Origin of the sequence: Serratia sp. AXJ-M (assembly GCF_046531865.1) — a bacterium.
GTDB classification, from domain to species: Bacteria; Pseudomonadota; Gammaproteobacteria; order Enterobacterales; family Enterobacteriaceae; genus Serratia; species Serratia liquefaciens.
The window spans coordinates 3875560-3895233 of sequence record NZ_CP059394.1 but is presented as its reverse complement, the minus strand read 5'-3'; the positions used below and the strand labels follow the sequence as shown (position 1 = coordinate 3895233).

14 protein-coding genes are annotated in these 19674 nt (G+C 57.3%); 2 read left to right on the top strand and 12 right to left on the bottom strand.

Annotation, left to right across the window (positions count from 1 at the left end; all coding sequences use genetic code 11):
- Positions 1 to 16: 16 nt before the first annotated feature.
- The 6 genes from H0S68_RS18210 to H0S68_RS18185 all read right to left on the bottom strand — a co-directional run bounded on the left by H0S68_RS18210 (position 17) and on the right by H0S68_RS18185 (position 7501).
- Positions 17 to 1306, bottom strand: a complete 1290-nt coding sequence (locus H0S68_RS18210) for an MFS transporter (protein WP_020828104.1) — start codon at positions 1304 to 1306, stop codon at positions 17 to 19.
- A 353-nt stretch (positions 1307 to 1659) separates the two neighbouring features.
- Positions 1660 to 2676: a Zn-dependent oxidoreductase gene (locus H0S68_RS18205; RefSeq protein ID WP_234529944.1), complete on the bottom strand. Its 1017-nt coding sequence runs from the start codon at positions 2674 to 2676 to the stop codon at positions 1660 to 1662.
- A 14-nt stretch (positions 2677 to 2690) separates the two neighbouring features.
- Complete coding sequence (gene manD, locus H0S68_RS18200; protein WP_020828102.1) at positions 2691 to 3905, bottom strand: D-mannonate dehydratase ManD; 1215 nt, start codon at positions 3903 to 3905, stop codon at positions 2691 to 2693.
- Between the two features lie 212 nt (positions 3906 to 4117).
- A complete protein-coding gene (yegS, locus tag H0S68_RS18195; protein WP_020828101.1) occupies positions 4118 to 5035 on the bottom strand; it encodes a lipid kinase YegS in 918 nt (305 codons plus the stop codon).
- Between the two features lie 473 nt (positions 5036 to 5508).
- A complete protein-coding gene (gene yegQ, locus H0S68_RS18190; RefSeq protein ID WP_410528895.1) occupies positions 5509 to 6861 on the bottom strand; it encodes a tRNA 5-hydroxyuridine modification protein YegQ in 1353 nt (450 codons plus the stop codon).
- Positions 6862 to 7162: 301 nt separating this feature from the next.
- On the bottom strand, positions 7163 to 7501 hold the full coding sequence (locus H0S68_RS18185; RefSeq protein WP_020828098.1) for a YegP family protein: 339 nt from the start codon (positions 7499 to 7501) through the stop codon (positions 7163 to 7165).
- 351 nt (positions 7502 to 7852) lie between these two features.
- Between H0S68_RS18185 and H0S68_RS18180 the strand changes: the two genes are divergently transcribed.
- Positions 7853 to 8116, top strand: coding sequence for an antitoxin (locus H0S68_RS18180; RefSeq protein ID WP_020828097.1), 264 nt, complete (start codon positions 7853 to 7855; stop codon positions 8114 to 8116).
- A 2-nt stretch (positions 8117 to 8118) separates the two neighbouring features.
- Positions 8119 to 8505 (top strand): type II toxin-antitoxin system VapC family toxin, encoded by a 387-nt coding sequence (locus H0S68_RS18175; protein ID WP_020828096.1) that lies wholly within the window; start codon positions 8119 to 8121, stop codon positions 8503 to 8505.
- A 6-nt stretch (positions 8506 to 8511) separates the two neighbouring features.
- On the opposite strand, the gene baeR is transcribed toward H0S68_RS18175, so the two are convergent.
- From baeR to H0S68_RS18145, 6 genes are read right to left on the bottom strand one after another with little or no spacing between them, the layout of a single operon-like run.
- Positions 8512 to 9228: a two-component system response regulator BaeR gene (baeR, locus tag H0S68_RS18170; RefSeq protein WP_020828095.1), complete on the bottom strand. Its 717-nt coding sequence runs from the start codon at positions 9226 to 9228 to the stop codon at positions 8512 to 8514.
- A complete protein-coding gene (baeS, locus tag H0S68_RS18165; RefSeq protein WP_046372938.1) occupies positions 9228 to 10610 on the bottom strand; it encodes a two-component system sensor histidine kinase BaeS in 1383 nt (460 codons plus the stop codon). The genes baeR and baeS overlap by 1 nt, the downstream gene beginning before the upstream one ends.
- Positions 10610 to 12040, bottom strand: a complete 1431-nt coding sequence (locus H0S68_RS18160) for an MFS transporter (protein WP_020828093.1) — start codon at positions 12038 to 12040, stop codon at positions 10610 to 10612. Before H0S68_RS18160 ends, baeS begins: the two co-directional genes overlap by 1 nt.
- A gap of 10 nt (positions 12041 to 12050) precedes the next feature.
- Positions 12051 to 15131 (bottom strand): multidrug efflux RND transporter permease subunit MdtC, encoded by a 3081-nt coding sequence (gene mdtC, locus H0S68_RS18155; RefSeq protein ID WP_122080001.1) that lies wholly within the window; start codon positions 15129 to 15131, stop codon positions 12051 to 12053.
- Positions 15128 to 18247: an MdtB/MuxB family multidrug efflux RND transporter permease subunit gene (locus tag H0S68_RS18150; RefSeq protein ID WP_410528894.1), complete on the bottom strand. Its 3120-nt coding sequence runs from the start codon at positions 18245 to 18247 to the stop codon at positions 15128 to 15130. Before H0S68_RS18150 ends, mdtC begins: the two co-directional genes overlap by 4 nt.
- The gene (locus tag H0S68_RS18145) at positions 18247 to 19494 is read right to left on the bottom strand and encodes an MdtA/MuxA family multidrug efflux RND transporter periplasmic adaptor subunit (protein ID WP_041415587.1); all 1248 of its coding nucleotides are present in this window, start codon (positions 19492 to 19494) and stop codon (positions 18247 to 18249) included. The genes H0S68_RS18150 and H0S68_RS18145 overlap by 1 nt, the downstream gene beginning before the upstream one ends.
- Positions 19495 to 19674 lie beyond the last annotated feature (180 nt).

The following is a 19674-nucleotide window of genomic DNA, read 5'->3' as shown; positions in this document are numbered from 1 at the left end:
GGCCGCCCCTGAAGCATTAAGATTTCGAGATTTGCGGCTGTACGGTGTTGCGCGGTGCCTTGATCACCAACAGCACCAGCACTGCACCCAGCGCAGCCACGCCGCCAGCCAACATAAAGGCGCTGTCGAACTTACCGGTGTTTTGCACAATGTAGCCGGTCACGATAGGGCCAATGATGCCGGAAACGCTGCCGACCAAATGGATAAAGCCGCTGGCACCGCCGACCCGGGACTTATGCACCACGTCCTGAATAATCGCCCAGTAAATGGCGCCGGTGATGTACAGGAAGAAGATCGACACCGACATCAGCACCACCGCCGGTACTACGCTGCTGACGGTACCCGCCAGGGCCACGCAGATGGCCGCCGCCAGCAGGCTGGTGACCAGCACGATCTTGCGCGACAGCAATAGCTTGCCGGTGATATTGAAAATCTTGTCGGAGATATAGCCGCCGAGCGCCAGCCCGACAAAGCCGACAATCCACGGGATCATGGTGGTGAGGCTCATTTCCTTGATGTTCAGGTTATGCGCCTGAACCAGATAGGAAGGGAACCAGCTCAGGAAGAAGAACAGGATGTAGTTGTAGCAGAAGAAAGCGAACGCAGTGACCAGGATGATCGGCTGTTTCAGGTAGTAACCCAGCCCGTGTGCCGCGTTGCTCAGCTCTTCTTCCGCGCTGTGGGTTTCCTGTTTCATCCGGTTGACCAGCGCAAGTTCCTCATCGCTGACGCGTTTGCTTTTCGCCGGATTATCCGCCACCACGAAGAACCACACCAGCATCCAGACGATACCGATCGAGCAGATAATCATAAACGCCGGTCGCCAGCCGAACGCCAGTGCCAGATAGCCGACGATTGGCCCGGCGACGGCACCACCCAAAGGTGAACCGGCGCTGAGCAGCCCCATGGCGGTTGCCGCCTGTTTCTTCGGGAACCAGCCGTTGATCATCTTATTGGCCGAGGCGCAGATTGGCCCTTCCGCCATGCCGAACAGCACGCGCAGGATCAGCATGGAATAGAAACCGGTGGCTAATGCCGTCATGCCGCAGAAAATCGACCACAGGCCAACGGCGACACCGAGCACCAGCGTCGGGCCGAACTTGTCTACCGCCAGCCCGCCGACAAAGTTGAAGATGGCGTAACCGAAGAAGAAGCTGCCGAAGATGATGCCGAACTGTTCGGCATTTAACATCAGATCCTTCTCGATCATCGGCACGGTAATCGACAGCGCAACGCGGTCGAGGTAGTTGATCATGTAGACCATAAACAGCAGGAATACGATGGTCCAACGCAGGTTTTTAAACATAAAATCACTCCACTTGGTATAGGCTGTGTCCCGTCATTGTCCGTGGCGCCGTCGCAGACCCAAAGGCCCGTAATCAAGGCGGAGGGGGCTGGGCATAGTGGGCCTACGTTCAAGCCCGACAACACAGAGTACGGGTCTTTGGGGCGCGACCCGGAGGGCTGGGGCCATTCGAACGCGCGCGTGTATTGCATGCTGCTTATTTGGCCTGCCAAACCTCACAGCTCGCGCCTTGTTGCGCGTTCAAATGACCACCAGCGGCGTTCACGTACAGTGACGAGGCGCAGCCTGGCTTAATTGCGAAGCTTCATGGTTGAAGAGGGCGCTTCCTGCCTCCCTCTGCCCTGGTAAATTCATCAGTCAAATTGCAGTAACACCTTGCAGCAGGTGCGCTGGTCTTGTTCGAACATCAGCATCGCCTGCTCAACCTCGCTGGCCGACACGCAGTGGGTAATTAATCGTTGCGGATCGATTTTGCCGCTGGCCATCCAATCGATGACCTGCGGGAAGCGCCCGCTGTTTAGGCGTGAGGAGAAAATCGACAGCTCCTTACTGGTGATGCTTTGCTGGGTCAGGGGGCAGGCCTCGCCGGAGAAGCCCATGATGCCGATACGCGCCGCCGGTGATGCCAGGTTAATCGCCTCCTGCAAAATGGCCGGATGGCAGGCGGCGTCGACGATCAGCGTCGGCTGGAGTCCGCGCCGCTCCAACTCGGCTTGCAGCGAGCCTTCAGCGTTATTGAAGGTCCAGTCGGCACCGTTTTCCTGCGCCATCACCAGGCGCTCACTGATGCGGTCGGTCACGATCACCTGCTTCACGCCGTAGACCCCTTTCAGCGTTTGGATCACCGTCAGCCCCATCGGCCCGGCGCCGTAGATCAGTGCGATGTCATCGGCAGTGGGTTGCAGGTGGGCGGTGATATTGGCGCCAATGGTGAAGGGTTCGACCATGGCGGCATGGCGATCGCTGATGCTGTCCGGGATGCGGTAGGCATTGCGCGCCGGGGCGCAGGCGTAGTCGCTGAATCCCCCGTCGCGGTGCACGCCAATTACCTGCAGCTCGGTGCAGACGTTAGGGCGGCCTATAGAGCAAGGGTAGCAATGCCCGCAACTGACGACCGGATCGACCGCAACGCGTTCCCCGATGCGTTGTGGATCGACATCGCACCCCACTTGGTCAATGACGCCAAAAAACTCATGCCCGATGACGCGCGGGTAGCGAGCGAAAGGGTTATGGCCATGGTAGATATGCACATCTGAGCCGCAAATACCGGCGAACTTTATCTTCACCCGCACTTCGTTGGCTGCCGGCTGCGGCAAGGGGCGTTGCTGGATAACCAGTTGGCCTGGTTTTTCAATGACCACGCTGTGCATGGTGCGTTCTTCTGTTACCAGTTCCATAAGGTGCCATCCTCCAGGCGTGCGACCGGCAGATAAGCCGGTTCATAGGGATAACGGGCCGCCAGTTTTTCATCGAACTCGATACCCAGCCCCGGCTTGTTGCCCGGATGCATGTAGCCGTCGTTGAAGCTCCAGCTGTGCGGGAATACTTCGAGCATCTGTTCGGAGTAGCCCATGTATTCTTGTACGCCGAAGTTAGGGACCCACAGATCAAAGTGCAGCGCCGCCGCCATGCAGATAGGGGACAAATCGGATGGCCCGTGTGAACCGGTACGTACCTGATACAGCGAGGCAAAGTCGGCGATACGGCGCATGCCGGTAATGCCGCCGGCGTGGGTCAGGGTGGTACGGATATAGTCGATCAGCTGTTCTTCGATCAGTTGCTTGCAGTCCCAAATACTGTTGAAGACTTCGCCGACGGCGATAGGGGTCACGGTATGCTGGCGGATCAAACGGAAGCATTCCTGATTTTCTGCCGGGGTCGGATCCTCCATCCAGAACAGGCGGTATTGTTCAATGCTTTTACCGAAGCGGGCGGCTTCGATAGGGGTCAGCCGATGGTGCATGTCGTGCAGCAGGTGTTCGTCGAAACCGAAACGGTTACGTACTGCTTCAAACAGCTTGGGGGTGAAATCGAGGTATTTTTCCGTTGACCAAAGCTGTTCTTCCGGCCAGTTGCCTTTGGTGGCGGGTTCATAAGCCAGGCCTTTGCCTTTGGCCATGCCGTAGGTGGTTTTCATGCCAGGCACACCGCATTGGGCACGAATGGCTTTAAAGCCCAACTCTTTATGTTTGGCGTAGTCGTCGAGCACTTCGTCGATGGAATGGCCGGTGGTGTGGCAGTACACCATGACGCCGGTACGCGATGCGCCACCGAGCAATTGGTACAGCGGCATATTGGCGGCCTTGCCCTTGATGTCCCACAGCGCCATGTCTACGGCAGAGATGGCGGACATGGTGACAGGCCCGCGGCGCCAGTAGGCGCCTTTATAGAAGAACTGCCATATGTCTTCGATCTGATGGGCGTCCCGGCCGATCAACTGCGGACAGACATGATCTTTCAGATAGGACGCCACCGGTAGTTCACGGCCATTAAGCGTGGCGTCACCGATACCGGTAATGCCCTCGTCGGTGGTGATCTTCAGCGTGACAAAATTCCTGCCTGGGCAGGTCACAAATACCTCTGCGTTAACAATCTTCATAACGTCTTTATCCTGTTCCCACGGGTCATCATATTGGACGGAAAATACGCCATGAACTAACTACCATACAAGTATGATTTAAAGGATTTGCCGGAGAGGATCACATTTCGATGCGGAATAAAGTGCAAGCGACAGGCGGTAAATTATCTGGGGGAAAGGGGCTGATGCTATGACGAGTGGCGCTCAGCCTTGCCGGTGAGCGCCATAGACGGTTATTCGGGGGTAGGGCCTTGACCCAGCAGCCCGCAGTTAGGCGGCAGGCGACATTCAATGGCATGCGGCAACACTTCAATGCGAAAATGCTTGCCCTTCAGGGGTTCACCGTCGAGGTTAAAGGTCATCTCGTGCGGGGCCTTGATCTCCAACCACGGCAGTGCGGCGCTGATGACGTTTTTGTTTTCTTCATCGTTAAACAGGCTGGCTACCAGCGCCGGCAGTAGTTCATCCGCGATCAACAGGCGCAGTTGCAGCAAGCCGTCGTTGATCAGCGCGTCCGGGCAGAGTTGCTGACCACCTCCGGCCTGTTTGCCATTGCCGATGCCGATGACCAACGCATTGCCTGCCCAGTGGAAATCCGGCCCGCGGATCTCGCAGCGGTCGGCCTTGAGCGTATCCATGCGCAACAAACCGTGGATAAAGTAGGACACGCCACCCAGCGCCGCCTTCAGCTTTTCTGGTGTTTCGGTGGTGATGCGTGTGCCGAATCCGCCGGTCGCCATATTGATGAAATAGCGTTCATCGTTCACTTTCGCCAGGTCTATCGGCACCGCGCGGCCTTTTACTGCCAACCGCAATGCCTGTTCCGGCATCAAAGGAATGTTGCAGGCCATGGCAAAGTCATTGGCGGTGCCCAGCGGCAGAATACCCAGTACCGGGCGCCCGGCCGCCGGCAAGGCCGTTAGCGCCGCAGCCACTTCGTTGATGGTGCCGTCACCACCGCCGGCAATCAGCGTTTTAACACCCAGTTGGCAGGCTTCCCGTGCGTAACGCGCTGCGTCACCCTGTTCCCAGGTTACGCGAACGTGAAGAGGCTGGCCTTCATCTCGCAACTTTTGTACTGCAAGGCGAACCTCGTCGTTGCCGGCGCCTTTGCCGTTAATGATAAGAAGCGCTGGTGCTGGTGAATGCATTCCCGATATCTCCCGGCTGTAAACTATAGGGCAACGATAAACTACCCATCGGCGGCAGGCCATCAGAATATTCAGTTAATTCTGATTAATCCTGACCTGGCAGAGATTATTTCTGCAGGATTGACTTAAATTAAGATATATCCGTGGGAAAGTTAGTGGTTTTTGTTAATGCATTAATTAATCGTTGTAGCTTTATTTTTATATCGCCATGACAACAGGCCGTAATGAAAAATAGGCAAGTCAGTGAATTGAAAGCTAATGGATATATTAGATAGGATTATTTTACGATATCAAAGAAAAAGCCAGTCCAAGGGAGATTGGACTGGCTAAGGAGGTGGTTCCTAGTATTGCTATGCAAATCTTTTTCGTTCTTAGTTTTAAGCAGCCTGATGTTAACCAAGCTGCGGAGTAATTGATGTGATCCAATTCTAATATTTGCTAAAAAATGCCATTAAAGGATCGCTCCCTGCATTTTATGCCGCAGGAGTATTGGTATCCGGCAAATTTCGGATCAGCAACGCGTAATTGAGAACGATATCTTGCGGGATCGGCAAATAAACGATATGGCCGTTACCCGGCGCCACGTCGATCGCTTCACCTTTCTTATTTTGCATGCTCTCCAGGGTAAACAAGACGTTACCTCCTGGGGTCATCATTTCTACGCTGTCGCCGAGCAGGAATTTGTTTTTCACGTCAACTTCAGCCCAGCCGTCACGCCGTACCCCGGTGAATTCGCCGACAAACTGTTGGCGCTCAGACAGCGATGAACCGTAATCGTAGTTTTGCTGCGCTTCATGTACGTGACGGCGCAGGAAGCCTTCGGTGTAACCCCGATGTGCCAGGCCTTCGAGCGTGGTCAACAGAGTGGGATCGAAAGGCTTGCCGGCGACGGCGTCATCGATGGCGCGACGATAGACCTGCGCGGTACGCGCGCAGTAGTAGAAGGATTTGGTGCGGCCTTCAATCTTCAGCGAATGCACACCAAGTTGCGTCAGGCGCTCCACGTGCTGGATGGCGCGCAAATCCTTCGAGTTCATGATGTAAGTGCCGTGTTCATCCTCAAAGGCGCTCATGTATTCACCGGGTTTCTGCGCTTCGGACAGCATGAACACCTTGTCGGTGGGGGCCCCGATGCCCAACGTCGGCTCGACGGTCTGTACCGGGATCGGTTCATGCATATGCACGATGTTGCCGGTCTCGTCTTCTTTACCTTCTTCCGCTTTGTACTGCCAGCGGCAGGCGTTGGTGCAGGTGCCCTGGTTAGGATCGCGTTTGTTGATATAGCCGGACAGCAGGCAGCGGCCGGAGTAGGCCATGCACAGCGCACCGTGGACGAAGATTTCCAGTTCCATCTCCGGCACCTGGGTGCGGATTTCGGCGATCTCTTCCAGCGACAGTTCACGCGACAGGATCACCCGCGTCAGGCCCATTTGCTGCCAGAATTTTACCGTCGCCCAGTTTACCGCATTTGCCTGCACCGACAGGTGGATATCCATCTGCGGGAAGGCTTCACGCACCATCATGATCAGGCCGGGATCGGACATGATCAGCGCGTCCGGGCCCATGTCGATCACGGGTTTAAGATCGCGCAGGAAGGTTTTCAGCTTGGCATTGTGCGGGGCGATATTCACTACCACGTAGAAGCGTTTTCCCAACGCATGGGCTTCGTTAATTCCCTGCGCCAGATTCTCGTGGTTGAATTCATTGTTACGTACCCGCAGGCTGTAACGCGGCTGGCCTGCATAAACCGCGTCGGCGCCATAGGCAAAGGCGTAACGCATGTTTTTCAGCGTGCCGGCTGGGGAGAGGAGTTCCGGTGTAAACATAATGAGTCTCGGTCTGATTTCAGGTCAGTATACCTCTGTCTTTCTAACCGCAGCGTTGTTGGCTGCATTCGTTCACCCCAGTCACTTGGTCTACCAAGCTCCCGGAGACTCACGAACTTGCCGCCTAGCTGCTGTATGAAAGCCAGTGGGTATAACGCGCCCCAAATGGCGCAGTAAAAGCGGGGGAATTGTAGCCGCAGCGCGGCGAGAAATCAGCAGGTAACCGGATTTATTACAGGGAGATTGATCCTGGTCATAAGAAAAACGCGCGATGGCGGACATCGCGCGCCTTACAGATGCATTACGCGCTCAGATCGCGCACGTCGGTGGCTGGACCGTTTTTGATCACCGACTGAATACCGTTCTTTGCCGCAGTTTCAGAGCTGTACATCTCACTGACGCCGATCACCTGATGGTTTTTGGCTTTCAGCACGAAATAAGGCTGATTGCTGGTGCTGTGCTTCAGTTCGTATTGTGCTTCGTGGGGGGAATTGGTTTGCACCGAGGCAATGCCATTCTCCGCCGAGGCCTTGCTGGCGTACATCTCGCTGGCCAGAATGATTTCGCCATTGCTGGCTTTCAGGTTGAAGTGGTATTGCCCATTCTTTGCTTTTTTCAGCTCATAGTGACCGATTGCCATGGTTCTTCTCCTGTGGGTTCCGATTAGTGATGTAAGTGTAGCCAATGGCTTGAAATTGAGCGGCTAATAAACCGGACTTGAGAAGGGTAGCGCAAAAAAAACGCCATTTTTTTGCGCTGACAGGGAGTTTTGGCCAGCGGATACTGCTGTAGCACGGGAAGCTAACGGGGGATTGTCATGCCGAAATTTTGCGCAGCCCGCCGCATTCTTGAGCACGCAGTCTTTCAACCGCAACCTGGGAAGGCTAGGGTGAGGCCGTTGCATTATTGCGGTCAAAAAATAAGCGCCGCATATTGGCATCTCCCCTTAACAGGCATATGCTTAGGCCTATGCCTGTTAAGGGGGATGGAAATGGAAAGGGTCGCGAAACTGTTTAAAAACGGCAGAAATCAGGCGGTGAGGTTACCCGTGGAATTCGAATTTGATACAGATCGTGTGTATATCCGCCGCGATCGGGAGGGAAACGTGATTTTATCTAAATATCCGGCCAAACCTGACAGCTGGGCTCCGCTGCTGCAAATGATCGAAAAAACGCAGGTACCGCATGACTTTCTGGCGGCTGATGAACGTCAGCAGGGCAGTGCCACCCGCGATCCGTTCGCCGGGGAAGAGTAAGCATGTATATGTTTGACACCAATACGGTCAGCCAACTGTTCCGTCGGCATCCCCGCTTGCTGAGCCTAATGGAAAAAATCCCGCCTTCTGCGGTATGCATTTCCAGCATTACGCAGGCGGAACTGCTTTATGGCGTAGCCAAGCGGCAGAACCTTGCGCTGAAAGCGACGGTCGCGGCATTTCTTGATTCCGTGACGGTATATGCCTGGGACAGTGAAGCCGCGCACTGCTATGGCACGCTGCGGGCGGAAATGACGCAAAAGGGGCGGGTGATGGGGGCCCTGGATCAGCTTATTGCCGCCCACGCGCAGAGCCGCGGAGCGACAATAGTGACTAACGACCGGGCGTTTGCCATGGTGCCAGGCCTGACGGTAGAAGACTGGACCTAGGGCCGATTAAAGCCCGTTCACCAGGCGGCAAGGTTCGGACTCCCAGCGGTAACCGACGCCGTACACGGAGCGGATAAATGATTTTTCGCCGTCGATCAGCTCCAGTTTGCGCCGCAGGTTTTTGATGTGGCTGTCGATGGTACGGTCGGTCACCACCCGGTAGTCGTCATACAGATTATTCAGCAGCTGCTCGCGCGAGAACACGTTGCCCGGCTGGCTGGCCAGGGTTTTCAACAGGCGAAACTCCGCCGGAGTGAGATCCAGCATCTGCCCCTGATAGCTGGCCTGAAAGCGCGGTTCGTCAATGTGAAGCTGCGTTTCTTCCTGCATATTGTCCAATGGGCGATAGCAGCGACGCAGAATGGTTTTTACGCGCGCAACCACTTCACGCGGGCTGTAAGGTTTGCAGATATAATCGTCTGCACCGATCTCCAGCCCCAGCAGGCGGTCGATCTCTTCAATTTTTGCCGTCACCATCACCACCGGAATATCGGTGAAACGGCGCAATTCTCGGCATACCGTTAACCCATCGCTGCCCGGCAGCATCAGATCCAACAGGATCAGCGCCGGCGAATGTTCATGTACCGCCGGGACCACCTCGCTGCCGTTGGTCAGCCAGCGCGTGGCATATCCCGCCGCCTGCAGGTAGTCCACCAGCAGTTGGCCGAGCTTGGGCTCATCTTCAACAATCATAATTTGCAACGGTTGATTCTGGGTTTCCATCATGACGCCTTATTCATTACCGGGGTGGCGAATTCTACTGTAATCCGCACGCCGCCCAAAGGCGAGTGCTGGGCGTAGATCGTCCCGTTGTGTGCTTCCACTATGTTTTGACAGATTGACAACCCCAGACCGGAGCCGCCACTGGCGCGGTTACGCGAACCTTCGGTACGGTAAAAACGTTCGAAAATGCGCGCCAACTGATCGTCATTGACGCCCGGTGCGCTATCCTGCCAGTAAATCAGCAGGCGGCCTGGCTGCGTCTGGGCGCCAATCTCCAGCTTGCCACCGGCGTCGGTGTAACGCAGGCTGTTTTCCAGCAGGTTGTTGAATAGTTGGTTAAGTCTGTCCGGGTCACCAAACAGCGGTGCCTGTTCTGGCAGTTGGGTCACGATGTCCAACCCTTTGGCGTGAAAACGCTCGCGGAAGCTGGCAACCGCGATTTGCAGTAAATGCACGCAATCAACCTGCGATTTACGGTAGGCGAGCGCACCGAGATCGGATAACGACAGTTGATGCAGATCGTCCACCAGTTTGGTCAGGGTGGAGACTTCGGCCTGCAAGGATCCCAGCGAAGCAGCCGTAGGTTGGCGTACGCCGTCCTGCAGCGCCTCCAGCTCACCGCGCAGCACCGCCAGCGGGGTGCGCAACTCGTGCGAGACGTCGGCCATCACGGCGCGCCGCATCTGCTCATTTTTTTCCAATGAGGTAGCGAGCTGGTTGAAGTCATGCGCCAGCCGGCCCAGTTCATCCTGGCTGCTGACGGCTACGCGGGTGCTGAAATCGCCAGCCGCCAGCCGGTGGGTACCGGCTACCAGCCGTTTGACCGGCGCCAGCAACCCGCGCGACATCAGCCAGGTGACCGCCGCTGCCAGCAGGGTGGACAGGGCGACAATCATCCAACTGGTGCGTCTTTGCTGCTGATCGAAACTGATGTCGGTATTACGTGTCAGCCTCTCTATGGGCGTCGTAATTACCCAGCCGACGATTTCATTGTTGTAGCGGATCGGATGACGCGGACCCTCCTTCGGTACCGGGCCGGAGTGCCCCACCAGCCGGTTGTACTGGCTGTCCACCACCCAAAACTGGGTGCGCCAGCCTTTGGGCGGCAAATTGTGGCTGCTGTCGCTGTTTTGTTCGAACGAACGCATGATCTGGTAAATCACCTGATCGTTATTACGCAGAAAAACCCAGTTACCGTGACGACTGTACTGTTCTTCCAATGCTTCGCTCAGCATGTTGATGCGCTGCTCGTTGCTGTTTTTGATGTAGTCGATAAAACCGCGCTCGAAGCTGATGCGAACGCCCCAATGCATGGTAATGAGCACCAACATGCAGGTGGCGAAAATGGCCATGAACAGCTTGCCGGTGATGCCTATTTTCATTATTGCAACCTCGTGGAGCCGGTCCCCGGCTCTTTGGTCAGCGTACGGTTGGGGGCGGTATCGGCCGGAACGCGGGCGAAGGCCAGCGCGGGCAGCGCGATGATCAACGCCATGCAACAGTAGCTGTAAATAAATGCGCTATGGATGGCCGGGCTGTCGGTAACCACCTGATGATGGGCAAAGCTGCCGATCAGAATACCGGCGATGCTGACGCCGAGGCTCATCGACAGCTGCATCACCATCGACAGCAGGCTGTTGCCGCTGCTGGCCAGTCGATCCGGCAGATCTTTCAGCGTCAGGGTGTTCATGGCCGAGAAGCGCAATGAGTTGACCATGCCCTGGAAGAACAGTACTACCGGCAGCAGCCAGATCCAGCCCAGCATCGCCACCAGCGGGAAACTCAGGCTGATCAACGCCAGCATCAGCGTGGCGGCAACCAGCACGTTACGGTAACCGAAACGGTTAACCACCCGCACCACAATGCGTTTCATTCCCATGCTGCCGATAATCATCGGGATCATCATCAGCCCGGCGTGGAACGGGGAGAAGCCCATGCCGACCTGCATAAACAGCGGTGTCATAAAGGGCAACATGCCGCTGCCGATACGGCCCAGCAGGCTGGCCGTCAGCCCCACTTTATAGGTTTGGGTTTTGAATAACCGCAGTGAGAACAATGCGCGGCTGTTGCCATGCGCATGCCACCAGTAACCCGCCAGTGCCGCGATGCCGGCAACCACCAGCGCGGCGATGGCGGGCGAGGAGAGCCCCATTCCTTTGTGGCCGTCGAGCGCCAGCGTCAGCGTCGCCATGCCGATCGCCAGCATGATAAAGCCGCTGATGTCGAAGCGACGGGTCTGCATGCGGTAATTGGGCATCAGCAGCAACGTGGCGATGGCACCGGCGATCCCCACCGGGATATTGATCAGGAAAATCCAGTGCCAACTGGCGTACTGCACCAGAAAACCGCCCAACGCCGGCCCCATTAACGGGCCAATTTGGCCGGGCAGGGTGACGAAGGTCATCGCGGCCATATACTGTTCGCGCGGGACGATTTTCATCACCGTCAGGCGACCCACCGGTACCATCATGGCGCCGCCGATGCCCTGGATCACGCGCGAGGCGATCAGCTCATTCAGCGTCTCAGAACGGGCGCACAGAATGGACCCCAGAGTAAACAACACGATGGCGCTGAAGAACACCCGCTGCACCCCAAATCGATCCGCCAACCAGCCGCTGGCAGGCAGCATCACCGCCACCGTCAGCACATAGGAGACAATCACCGACTGCATGCGCAGCGGGTTCTCCCCCAGGCTGACGGCCATCGACGGCAGGGCGGTGTTGACGATAGTGGTGTCGAGCGTCTGCATAAAGAAGCCGAATGCCACGATCCAAAGTTGCCATTGTACGGAGGCGGTGTGTTTTATCAGCATCGGGTGGCCATTATTGAGGCAATGGATCCAGTTTCTTGCCGCGACGGAATTTCATCTGCAGCCGGTCAAAATACAGGTACACCACCGGGGTGGTGTACAGCGTCAACAGCTGGCTGACGATCAGGCCGCCGGCGATGGTGATGCCAAGCGGCTGGCGCAGCTCGGCGCCGTCGCCGTGGGTCAACACCAGCGGCAATGCGCCAAACAGCGCCGCCAGGGTGGTCATCATGATTGGCCTGAATCGCAGCAGGCACGCCTGGAAAATGGCGTCATGTGCGCTGATGCCGCCATTGCGCTGCGCGTCGAGGGCAAAATCGACCATCATGATGGCGTTTTTCTTCACGATACCGATCAACAGCATAATGCCTATCAACGCTATCAGGCTGAAGGGCGCACCGAACAGCTCCAGCGCCAGCAGGGCACCCACTCCGGCGGAGGGCAGGGTGGACAGAATGGTCAGCGGATGAATGTAACTTTCATAAAGAATGCCCAGCACGATATACACAGTAGCGATGGCGGCGGCGATCAGCAGCAACTGAGATTTCAGCGTTTCCTGGAACACCTGGGCGGTCCCGGCAAAAGCGCCGCGTACGGTGGAAGGCACGCCGAGCGCCGTCATGGTTCGCTCTACGGCGGAGGTGGCGTCCGACAGGCTGCCGCCATCCGGCAGGTTAAACGAAATAGTCGACGCGGCCGACAGACCCTGATGATTGACCGACAGCGGTGCATTGGCGGGCCGCCAACTGGCAAAGTAGGACAGCGGGATTGCCTTGCCGTCTTTGTTGATCACAAACATTTTGTCCAGTGAGCTGACGTCCTGGGTGTATGGGGGAGCGACTTCCATCACCACTTTGTACTGATTGAGCGGTTGATAGATAGTCGAAATCTGACGTTGGCCAAAGGCGTTATTCAGCAGGTTGTTGGCATCGGAAACCGAAATACCCAAACGGGCCATGGTCTCGCGATCGTAAACCAGATCCATTTCTGAACCTTTGTCCTGCTGATCGGAGTTGACGTCTGCCAGCTCTGGCAGTGCAGCCAGCGCAATACGAATTTTCGGTTCCCATTCGCGCAGCGCGGCGAGATCGTCCGCCAACAGCGTGTACTGGTAACTGGCGTTAGCCTGCCGGCCGCCGACGCGGATATCCTGCACCGCCATCAGGAACAGACTGGCTCCCGGTTCTTTCGCTAACCGGGCACGCAGCCGGGCAATCACTTTCTGTGCATCGTCGCTGCGCACCGACAGCGGTTTCAACGAGATAAACATCGATCCGCTGTTGGTGCGTGAACCGCCGGTGAAACCGGTGACGTTTTCCACATCCGGATCTTCACGCACGATCTTCATGAAATCTTCCAGCTTAACGCGCATAGCCTGGAAGGAGATGCTCTGGTCTGCCTGGATAAAGCCCATCAGTCGGCCGGTGTCCTGCTCCGGGAAGAAGGTTTTCGGAATGCTGATATACAGCCAGACATTGAGCGCGATGGTGGCGAGAAATAAGGCCAATACCCAGCGTGAATGGCCAAGCACCCAACTCAGCGAGCGTCCATAGCCTTTTTGCAGCGCCAGCAGCATTTTACCGAAACCACGAATGCGCCGCTGCGCTCGCGGCGGCTGGTGACGCAGCAGGTAGGCGCACATCATCGGCGTCAGCGTCAGAGAGATAATCAACGACAGCCCGATCGAGACTGACAGAGTGACGGCAAACTCGCGGAACAGCCTGCCGGGCAGGCCTTCCATCAACAGCAGCGGGATAAATACCGCCACCAGCGACACGCTCATCGACAGCACGGTAAAGCCGACCTCCCGAACCCCCTGTAACGCGGCGTTCAGCGGTTTCATGCCGGCTTCGACGTGGCGCGAAATATTTTCCAGCACCACGATGGCATCATCGACCACAAAGCCGGTGGCGATGGTCAGCGCCATCAGCGACAGGTTATTCAGGCTGAAGCCGCACAGGTACATCGCGGCAAAAGAGCCGATCAGCGACACCGGTACTGCCACCGCCGGGATCAGCGTCGCGCGCCCGGACCGCAGGAAGATGAACACCACCAATATCACCAGCCCAATGGCGATCACCAGCGACTGTTCCACTTCCGCCAGCGAAGCACGGATGGTTGGCGAGCGATCCTGCGCGATATTCAGCTGAATGGACGCCGGGATGTTGTCTTGCAAGGCGGGCAACTCGGCGCGAATGCGATCGACGGTTTCGATGATGTTGGCGTCCGGCGCCCGGCTGATGGCCAGAATAATCGCCGGTTTGGCGTTGGTCATCCCGGCGTTGCGTACGTCCTGTACCGAGTCTTTGATCTCGGCCACGTCACTCAGGCGCACCGCCGCGCCGTTGTTGTAGTGGATAATCAGCGGGCGATAAGCCTCGGCGGTTTTCAATTCATCATTAGCCTGGATCTGCCAGCGCTGCTGCTGATTGTCTACCGAACCCTGCGGCCTGCGTACGTTGGCATCACTGATGGTTTGGCGCACCGCATCGAGCGATATCCCCTGATTGAACAGCGCACTTGGGTTAAGTTCGACCCGCACAGCAGGCAGTGAACTGCCGCCCACCGAGACGTCGCCTACCCCTTCGGTCTGGGCGATTTTTTGCGCCAGCTGAGTCGAGGCGAAGTCGTAAAGCTGGCCCTGGCTGTAGGTGTCGGAGGTCAGCGTCAGGATCATGATTGGCGCGTCTGACGGATTGACCTTACGGTAGCTCGGGCGGCTCGGCATACCGGTGGGCAACAGGCTTTGCGCCGCGTTGATCGCCGCCTGCACGTCACGGGCCGCGCCGTTGATATCACGGTCGAGATCGAACTGCAAAATGACCCGGGTGCTGCCGAGTGAACTCATCGAGGTCATTTCATTGACCCCGGCTATCCGGCCCAGAGCGCGTTCCAGCGGCGTAGCCACCGACGAGGCCATGGTTTCCGGATCGGCACCCGGCAACGAAGCGCTGATCGAAATCACCGGATAGTCGACCTGTGGCAGCGGCGATACTGGCAACAGGCTAAAACCAATCACACCGCTGATGGCAATTGCCAACGTCAGCAGCGTGGTGGCCACCGGTCGGTAGATGAACAGGGCGAAGAATTTCACGGCAGCTCCTGCACATCCGGCTGCCGGCGAGTGTTACGCGCCAGCTTGTCAAACAGCAGGTAGATCACCGGGGTGGTGAACAGCGTCAGGATCTGGCTCATTACCAGCCCGCCGACCATGCAAACCCCGAGCGGGTGTCGCAGTTCCGCGCCGACGCCGGTGCTGAGCATCAGCGGCAGTGCCCCCAGCAACGCCGCCAGCGTGGTCATCAGTATCGGCCGGAAACGCAGCAGGCAGGCCTGATAAATCGCATCGTACGGCGTCATACCTTGCTCACGTTCGGCGGCCAGCGCGAAGTCGATCATCATGATGGCGTTTTTCTTCACGATGCCGATCAGCAAGATGATGCCGATGATGGCGATCACATCCAGTTCGCTGCCGGCCATCATCAGTGCCAGCAAGGCACCGACCCCGGCGGTGGGCAAGGTTGAAAGAATGGTAACCGGATGAATAAAGCTCTCATACAGCACGCCCAGCACGATATACATCGCTACCACCGCCGCCAGGATCAGCCACAGGGTCCCCCCCAACGCCGCCTGGAACGCCAGCGTCGCGCCCTGGAACTGGGTGGTGATATCTTTCGGCATATCGAGATTTTTTTCCGCCAGGGTGATGGCGTCGACCGCTTCCCCAAGCGAATAATTGCCGGCCACGTTAAAGGAGATGGTGGCCGCCGGGAACTGATCGAGATGATTGACCGATAGCGGTCCGAAACGCTCTTCGATTTTGGCAATGGTGTTCAGCGGCACGATGGTGCCGTTGCTGCTGGTCAGGCGGATCTCACTCAGCGCCGCCAACCCTGGCGTGGTGCTGACGTCATGTTCCAGCACCACCCGGTACTGATTGGCCTGGGTGTAAATGGTGGAGATCAACCGCTGGCCGAAAGCGTTGTACAGGGCGTTATCCACGTCACTCATACTGATACCGAGGCGGGAAGCCGAATCGCGATCGACGTTCACGTAGGCCACCAGTCCTTGATCCTGCCAGTTACTGGTGACGTCCGCCAACTGCGGTGCCTGTTTCAATTCCGCCATCAGCTGCGGTACCCACAGGCTGAGCTCGTCCAGCGACATGGCCTGCAGGGTAAACTGGTACTGGGTGCGGCTGACCTGGGTGTCGATGGTCAGATCCTGCACCGGTTGCAGATACAGCTTCACGCCAGGAAACTGTGTGCTCAACTGCTGCAGACGAGTGATGATGGCCGGAATACGGTCGCTGCGTTCGCTCAAAGGTTTGAGGTTGATTTGCAACCGGCCGCTGTTGAGCGTGGCGTTGCTGCCATCGACGCCAACAAACGACGTCAGGCTCTCCACCGCCGGATCCTTGAGGATTTCTGCCGCCACCTGCTGTTGGCGCTCGGCCATATTACTGAACGACACCGACTGCGGTGCCTCCAGCGTGCCCTGAATAATGCCGTTGTCCTGTACCGGGAAGAATCCTTTCGGGATCAGCAGGTAAAGCAAGACGGTGAGCACCAGCGTGCTGAACGCCACGCCTAGCGTCAACCAGGGATGATTCAGCACGGTTTTCAGCCATTTGCCGTAGCGGGCGATGACCCGGTCAAAGAAGCGTTCAGAAGCGGCGGAAAAACGGTTCTGCTTGCGCAGGGATTCGTGGCTCAGCATGCGTGCGCACATCATCGGCGTCAGCGTCAGCGAAACCACCGCCGAAATCAAAATTGCCACCGCCAGCGTCACGGCAAATTCACGGAACAACCTGCCAACGATATCGCCCATAAACAGCAAGGGGATCAGCACGGCTACCAGCGAGAAGGTCAGTGAAATAATGGTGAAGCCGATTTCGCCGGCGCCTTTTAAGGCGGCGTCGAGCGGTTTCTCGCCCTTTTCGATATAGCGTGAAATGTTCTCGATCACCACGATGGCGTCATCGACCACAAAACCGGTGGCGATAGTCAGCGCCATCAGCGTCAGGTTATTGATCGAAAAGTCCAAAAAGTACATGGCGGCGAAGGTACCGATCAACGACAGCGGTACGGCGACGCTGGGAATAATAGTGGCCGGGACATTGCGCAAGAACACGTAAATCACCATCACCACCAGTGCTACCGCCAAGAGCAGCTCGAACTGCACGTCGCTGACTGAGGCGCGAATGGTGGTGGTTCGATCGGTCAGCACCTTGACGTCGACCGACTTGGGCAGGCTTTTAATCAACTGAGGCAGCATCTCGCGGATGCTGTCGGCGGTGGTGATGACGTTTACGCCTGGCTGGCGCTGAATATTGAGCACGATGGCCGGCTGCTTATTGGCCCAGGCCGTCAGCCGGGTATTTTCCGCGCCTTGTTCGATGGTGGCGATATCCTGCAGGCGGATAGCCGCACCGTTCTGGTAAGCGACAATCAGCTGACGATAGTCGTCGGCTGATTTCATCTGGTCATTGGCCGAAAGGGTGACCGAACGCGTCGGGCCGTCCAGGCTACCTTTGGCAGAGTTGACGTTGGCGTTGCTGATGGCGGTGCGGATGGTTTCGCTGTCCAGACCGTAGGCGGCAACGGCCGCCGCATTGAGCTTCACGCGGACTGCCGGCCGTTGGCCACCGGAAATGGTCACCAGTCCGACGCCGGTGACCTGCGATATTTTCTGCGCGACACGGGTTTCCACCATGTCTTCCACCTGGGTCATCGGCATGGCGCTGGAGGTCACGGCCAGCGTCAGGATCGGTGGATCGGCCGGGTTAACCTTGCTGTAAATCGGCGGGTAGGGCAGATCGTTCGGTAACAGGTTAGTGGCGGAGTTGATTGCCGCCTGCACTTCCTGTTCGGCGACGTCGAGCGGCAGCTCAAGCTGGAATTGCAAGGTGACGACCGAGGCGCCACCGGAACTTTGCGATGCCATCTGCTTGAGGCCGGACATCTGGCCAAACTGACGCTCCAGCGGAGCCGTGATCGCCGAGGTGACCACGTCCGGGCTGGCTCCGGGATACAGCGTGACCACCTGAATGGTCGGATAGTCGACCTCCGGCAGGGCGGACACCGGCAGAGCGCGATAACCGATGATCCCCGCCAGCAGGATCGCCAGCATCAACAGCGTGGTGGCAACCGGCCGCAGTATAAACAGGCGGGATGGACCGCCGCCGGCGTTAGGTGGCATCACCTGCATCAGGATTTCCCCTGGGTGCGAGGTGAGTGGATTGGTTTGCCGGCCGCAGAAGCCGCCTGCGGCGTGACCACCTCAACCTGCATGCCTTCGGTCAGGCGATCTATGCCGTCGGTCACCACCCGGTCACCAGCGTTCAGCCCGGCGTTAATCACCACTTTTTGGCTGTCCTGCACGCCGGTGGTCACCAAGTGTTTACTGACCTTGTTATCTTCGCTCAGGGTCCAGACGAAGTTGCCTTCGTTGCCCATCTGCAAGGCCGCCGTAGGGATAACGATCGCATCCAGCAGCGTTGCCACTTTCAGGCGTGCATTAACAAATTGGTTGGGGAACAGCGCGTCGTCCTCGTTGGTGAAGCGCGCTTTCAGTTTGATGGTGCCGGTGGTGGTGTCGATCTGGTTATCCAGGCTCAGCAGTGAACCGGTCGACAGCAGATTTTGGTTGGTGCGATCCCAGGCTTCGACGCTGACCGGGCCAGCTTTTTGCGCTTTGATCAAATCGCTGATAGTAGCCTCAGGCAGGGTAAATACCACATCGATAGGGTGAGTTTGGGTGATCACCACAATGCCGGTGGTGCTGCCGCTGGTGATGTAATTACCGACGTCCACCAGCTTCAGACCGACACGACCGTCAATTGGTGCGGTGATACGGCTGTAGGTGATTTGCAGCTTGGCGCTGTCGACGGAGCCCTGATCGGCTTTGATTGCGCCTTCGGTCTGTTGCACCAGCGACAGCTGAGTGTCCAGATCCTGCCGCGACACCAGATTGGTTTTGGCCAGTTGCTGATAACGTGCCAGATCGCGCCGGGCATTGGCGAGGGTGGCCTGATCTTTGGCCAGTTGTCCCTGCGCTTGAGCCAGCTGTACCTGGAACGGACGCGGGTCAATTTCAACCAGCAAATCGCCGGCTTTGACCTGTTGCCCTTCGGTGAAGTGAATCGCCATCAGTTGGCCATCGACCCGACTGGTGACGGTCACGGTGTTGGCGGCGGTAGCCGTGCCCAGCCCGGAAAGGTAACGTGGCACCGTTTGCTGCGTGGCGGTCGCAGCCTGTACCGGTGACATTGGCGCTCCCCGTCGTCCTGCGCCTGCCGCCGCTTTGCCCCCACCGGCGTGACGCGCCCCAGGGGCAGCATTGTCGGCCGGCTGCGGAGCGCTGAAGTGACGCCAAATCAGCACGGCGGCAATAGCCACAATAACCACCACCAACAGGCGTAGTAACAGTGAACGACGTGGGTTTTTTGCATTCATGGTGGCGAAAATCTCTCCAAAAGGCAGGCGTGCGGGCACTCATTGCCAAAAAAGTTACACTCCTTACAGAATACTAGTTTAGCGAGGAAAGACGGCATAAAAATGAAGGAAATATGGAGGAACCGTCAGCATTGTCCGAATAAGTTGTAGATTTGATCATGCTATGTTTATAAGCGTTGC

Excerpts from the sequence above, each read along its gene's own strand:
- yegS (WP_020828101.1), bottom strand. The coding sequence starts at position 5,035 with ATGCATTCACCAGCACCAGCGCTTCTTATCATTAACGGCAAAGGCGCC.
- H0S68_RS18160 (WP_020828093.1), bottom strand. The coding sequence starts at position 12,040 with ATGCTGATAAAACACACCGCCTCCGTACAATGGCAACTTTGGATCGTG.
- H0S68_RS18145 (WP_041415587.1), bottom strand. The coding sequence starts at position 19,494 with ATGAATGCAAAAAACCCACGTCGTTCACTGTTACTACGCCTGTTGGTG.
- baeS (WP_046372938.1), bottom strand. The coding sequence starts at position 10,610 with ATGAAAATAGGCATCACCGGCAAGCTGTTCATGGCCATTTTCGCCACC.
- H0S68_RS18185 (WP_020828098.1), bottom strand. The coding sequence starts at position 7,501 with ATGGCAATCGGTCACTATGAGCTGAAAAAAGCAAAGAATGGGCAATAC.
- baeR (WP_020828095.1), bottom strand. The coding sequence starts at position 9,228 with ATGGAAACCCAGAATCAACCGTTGCAAATTATGATTGTTGAAGATGAG.
- H0S68_RS18150 (WP_410528894.1), bottom strand. The coding sequence starts at position 18,247 with ATGCAGGTGATGCCACCTAACGCCGGCGGCGGTCCATCCCGCCTGTTT.
- manD (WP_020828102.1), bottom strand. The coding sequence starts at position 3,905 with ATGAAGATTGTTAACGCAGAGGTATTTGTGACCTGCCCAGGCAGGAAT.
- yegQ (WP_410528895.1), bottom strand. The coding sequence starts at position 6,861 with ATGTTTACACCGGAACTCCTCTCCCCAGCCGGCACGCTGAAAAACATG.
- H0S68_RS18210 (WP_020828104.1), bottom strand. The coding sequence starts at position 1,306 with ATGTTTAAAAACCTGCGTTGGACCATCGTATTCCTGCTGTTTATGGTC.
- H0S68_RS18175 (WP_020828096.1), top strand. The coding sequence starts at position 8,119 with ATGTATATGTTTGACACCAATACGGTCAGCCAACTGTTCCGTCGGCAT.
- H0S68_RS18205 (WP_234529944.1), bottom strand. The coding sequence starts at position 2,676 with ATGCACAGCGTGGTCATTGAAAAACCAGGCCAACTGGTTATCCAGCAA.
- H0S68_RS18180 (WP_020828097.1), top strand. The coding sequence starts at position 7,853 with ATGGAAAGGGTCGCGAAACTGTTTAAAAACGGCAGAAATCAGGCGGTG.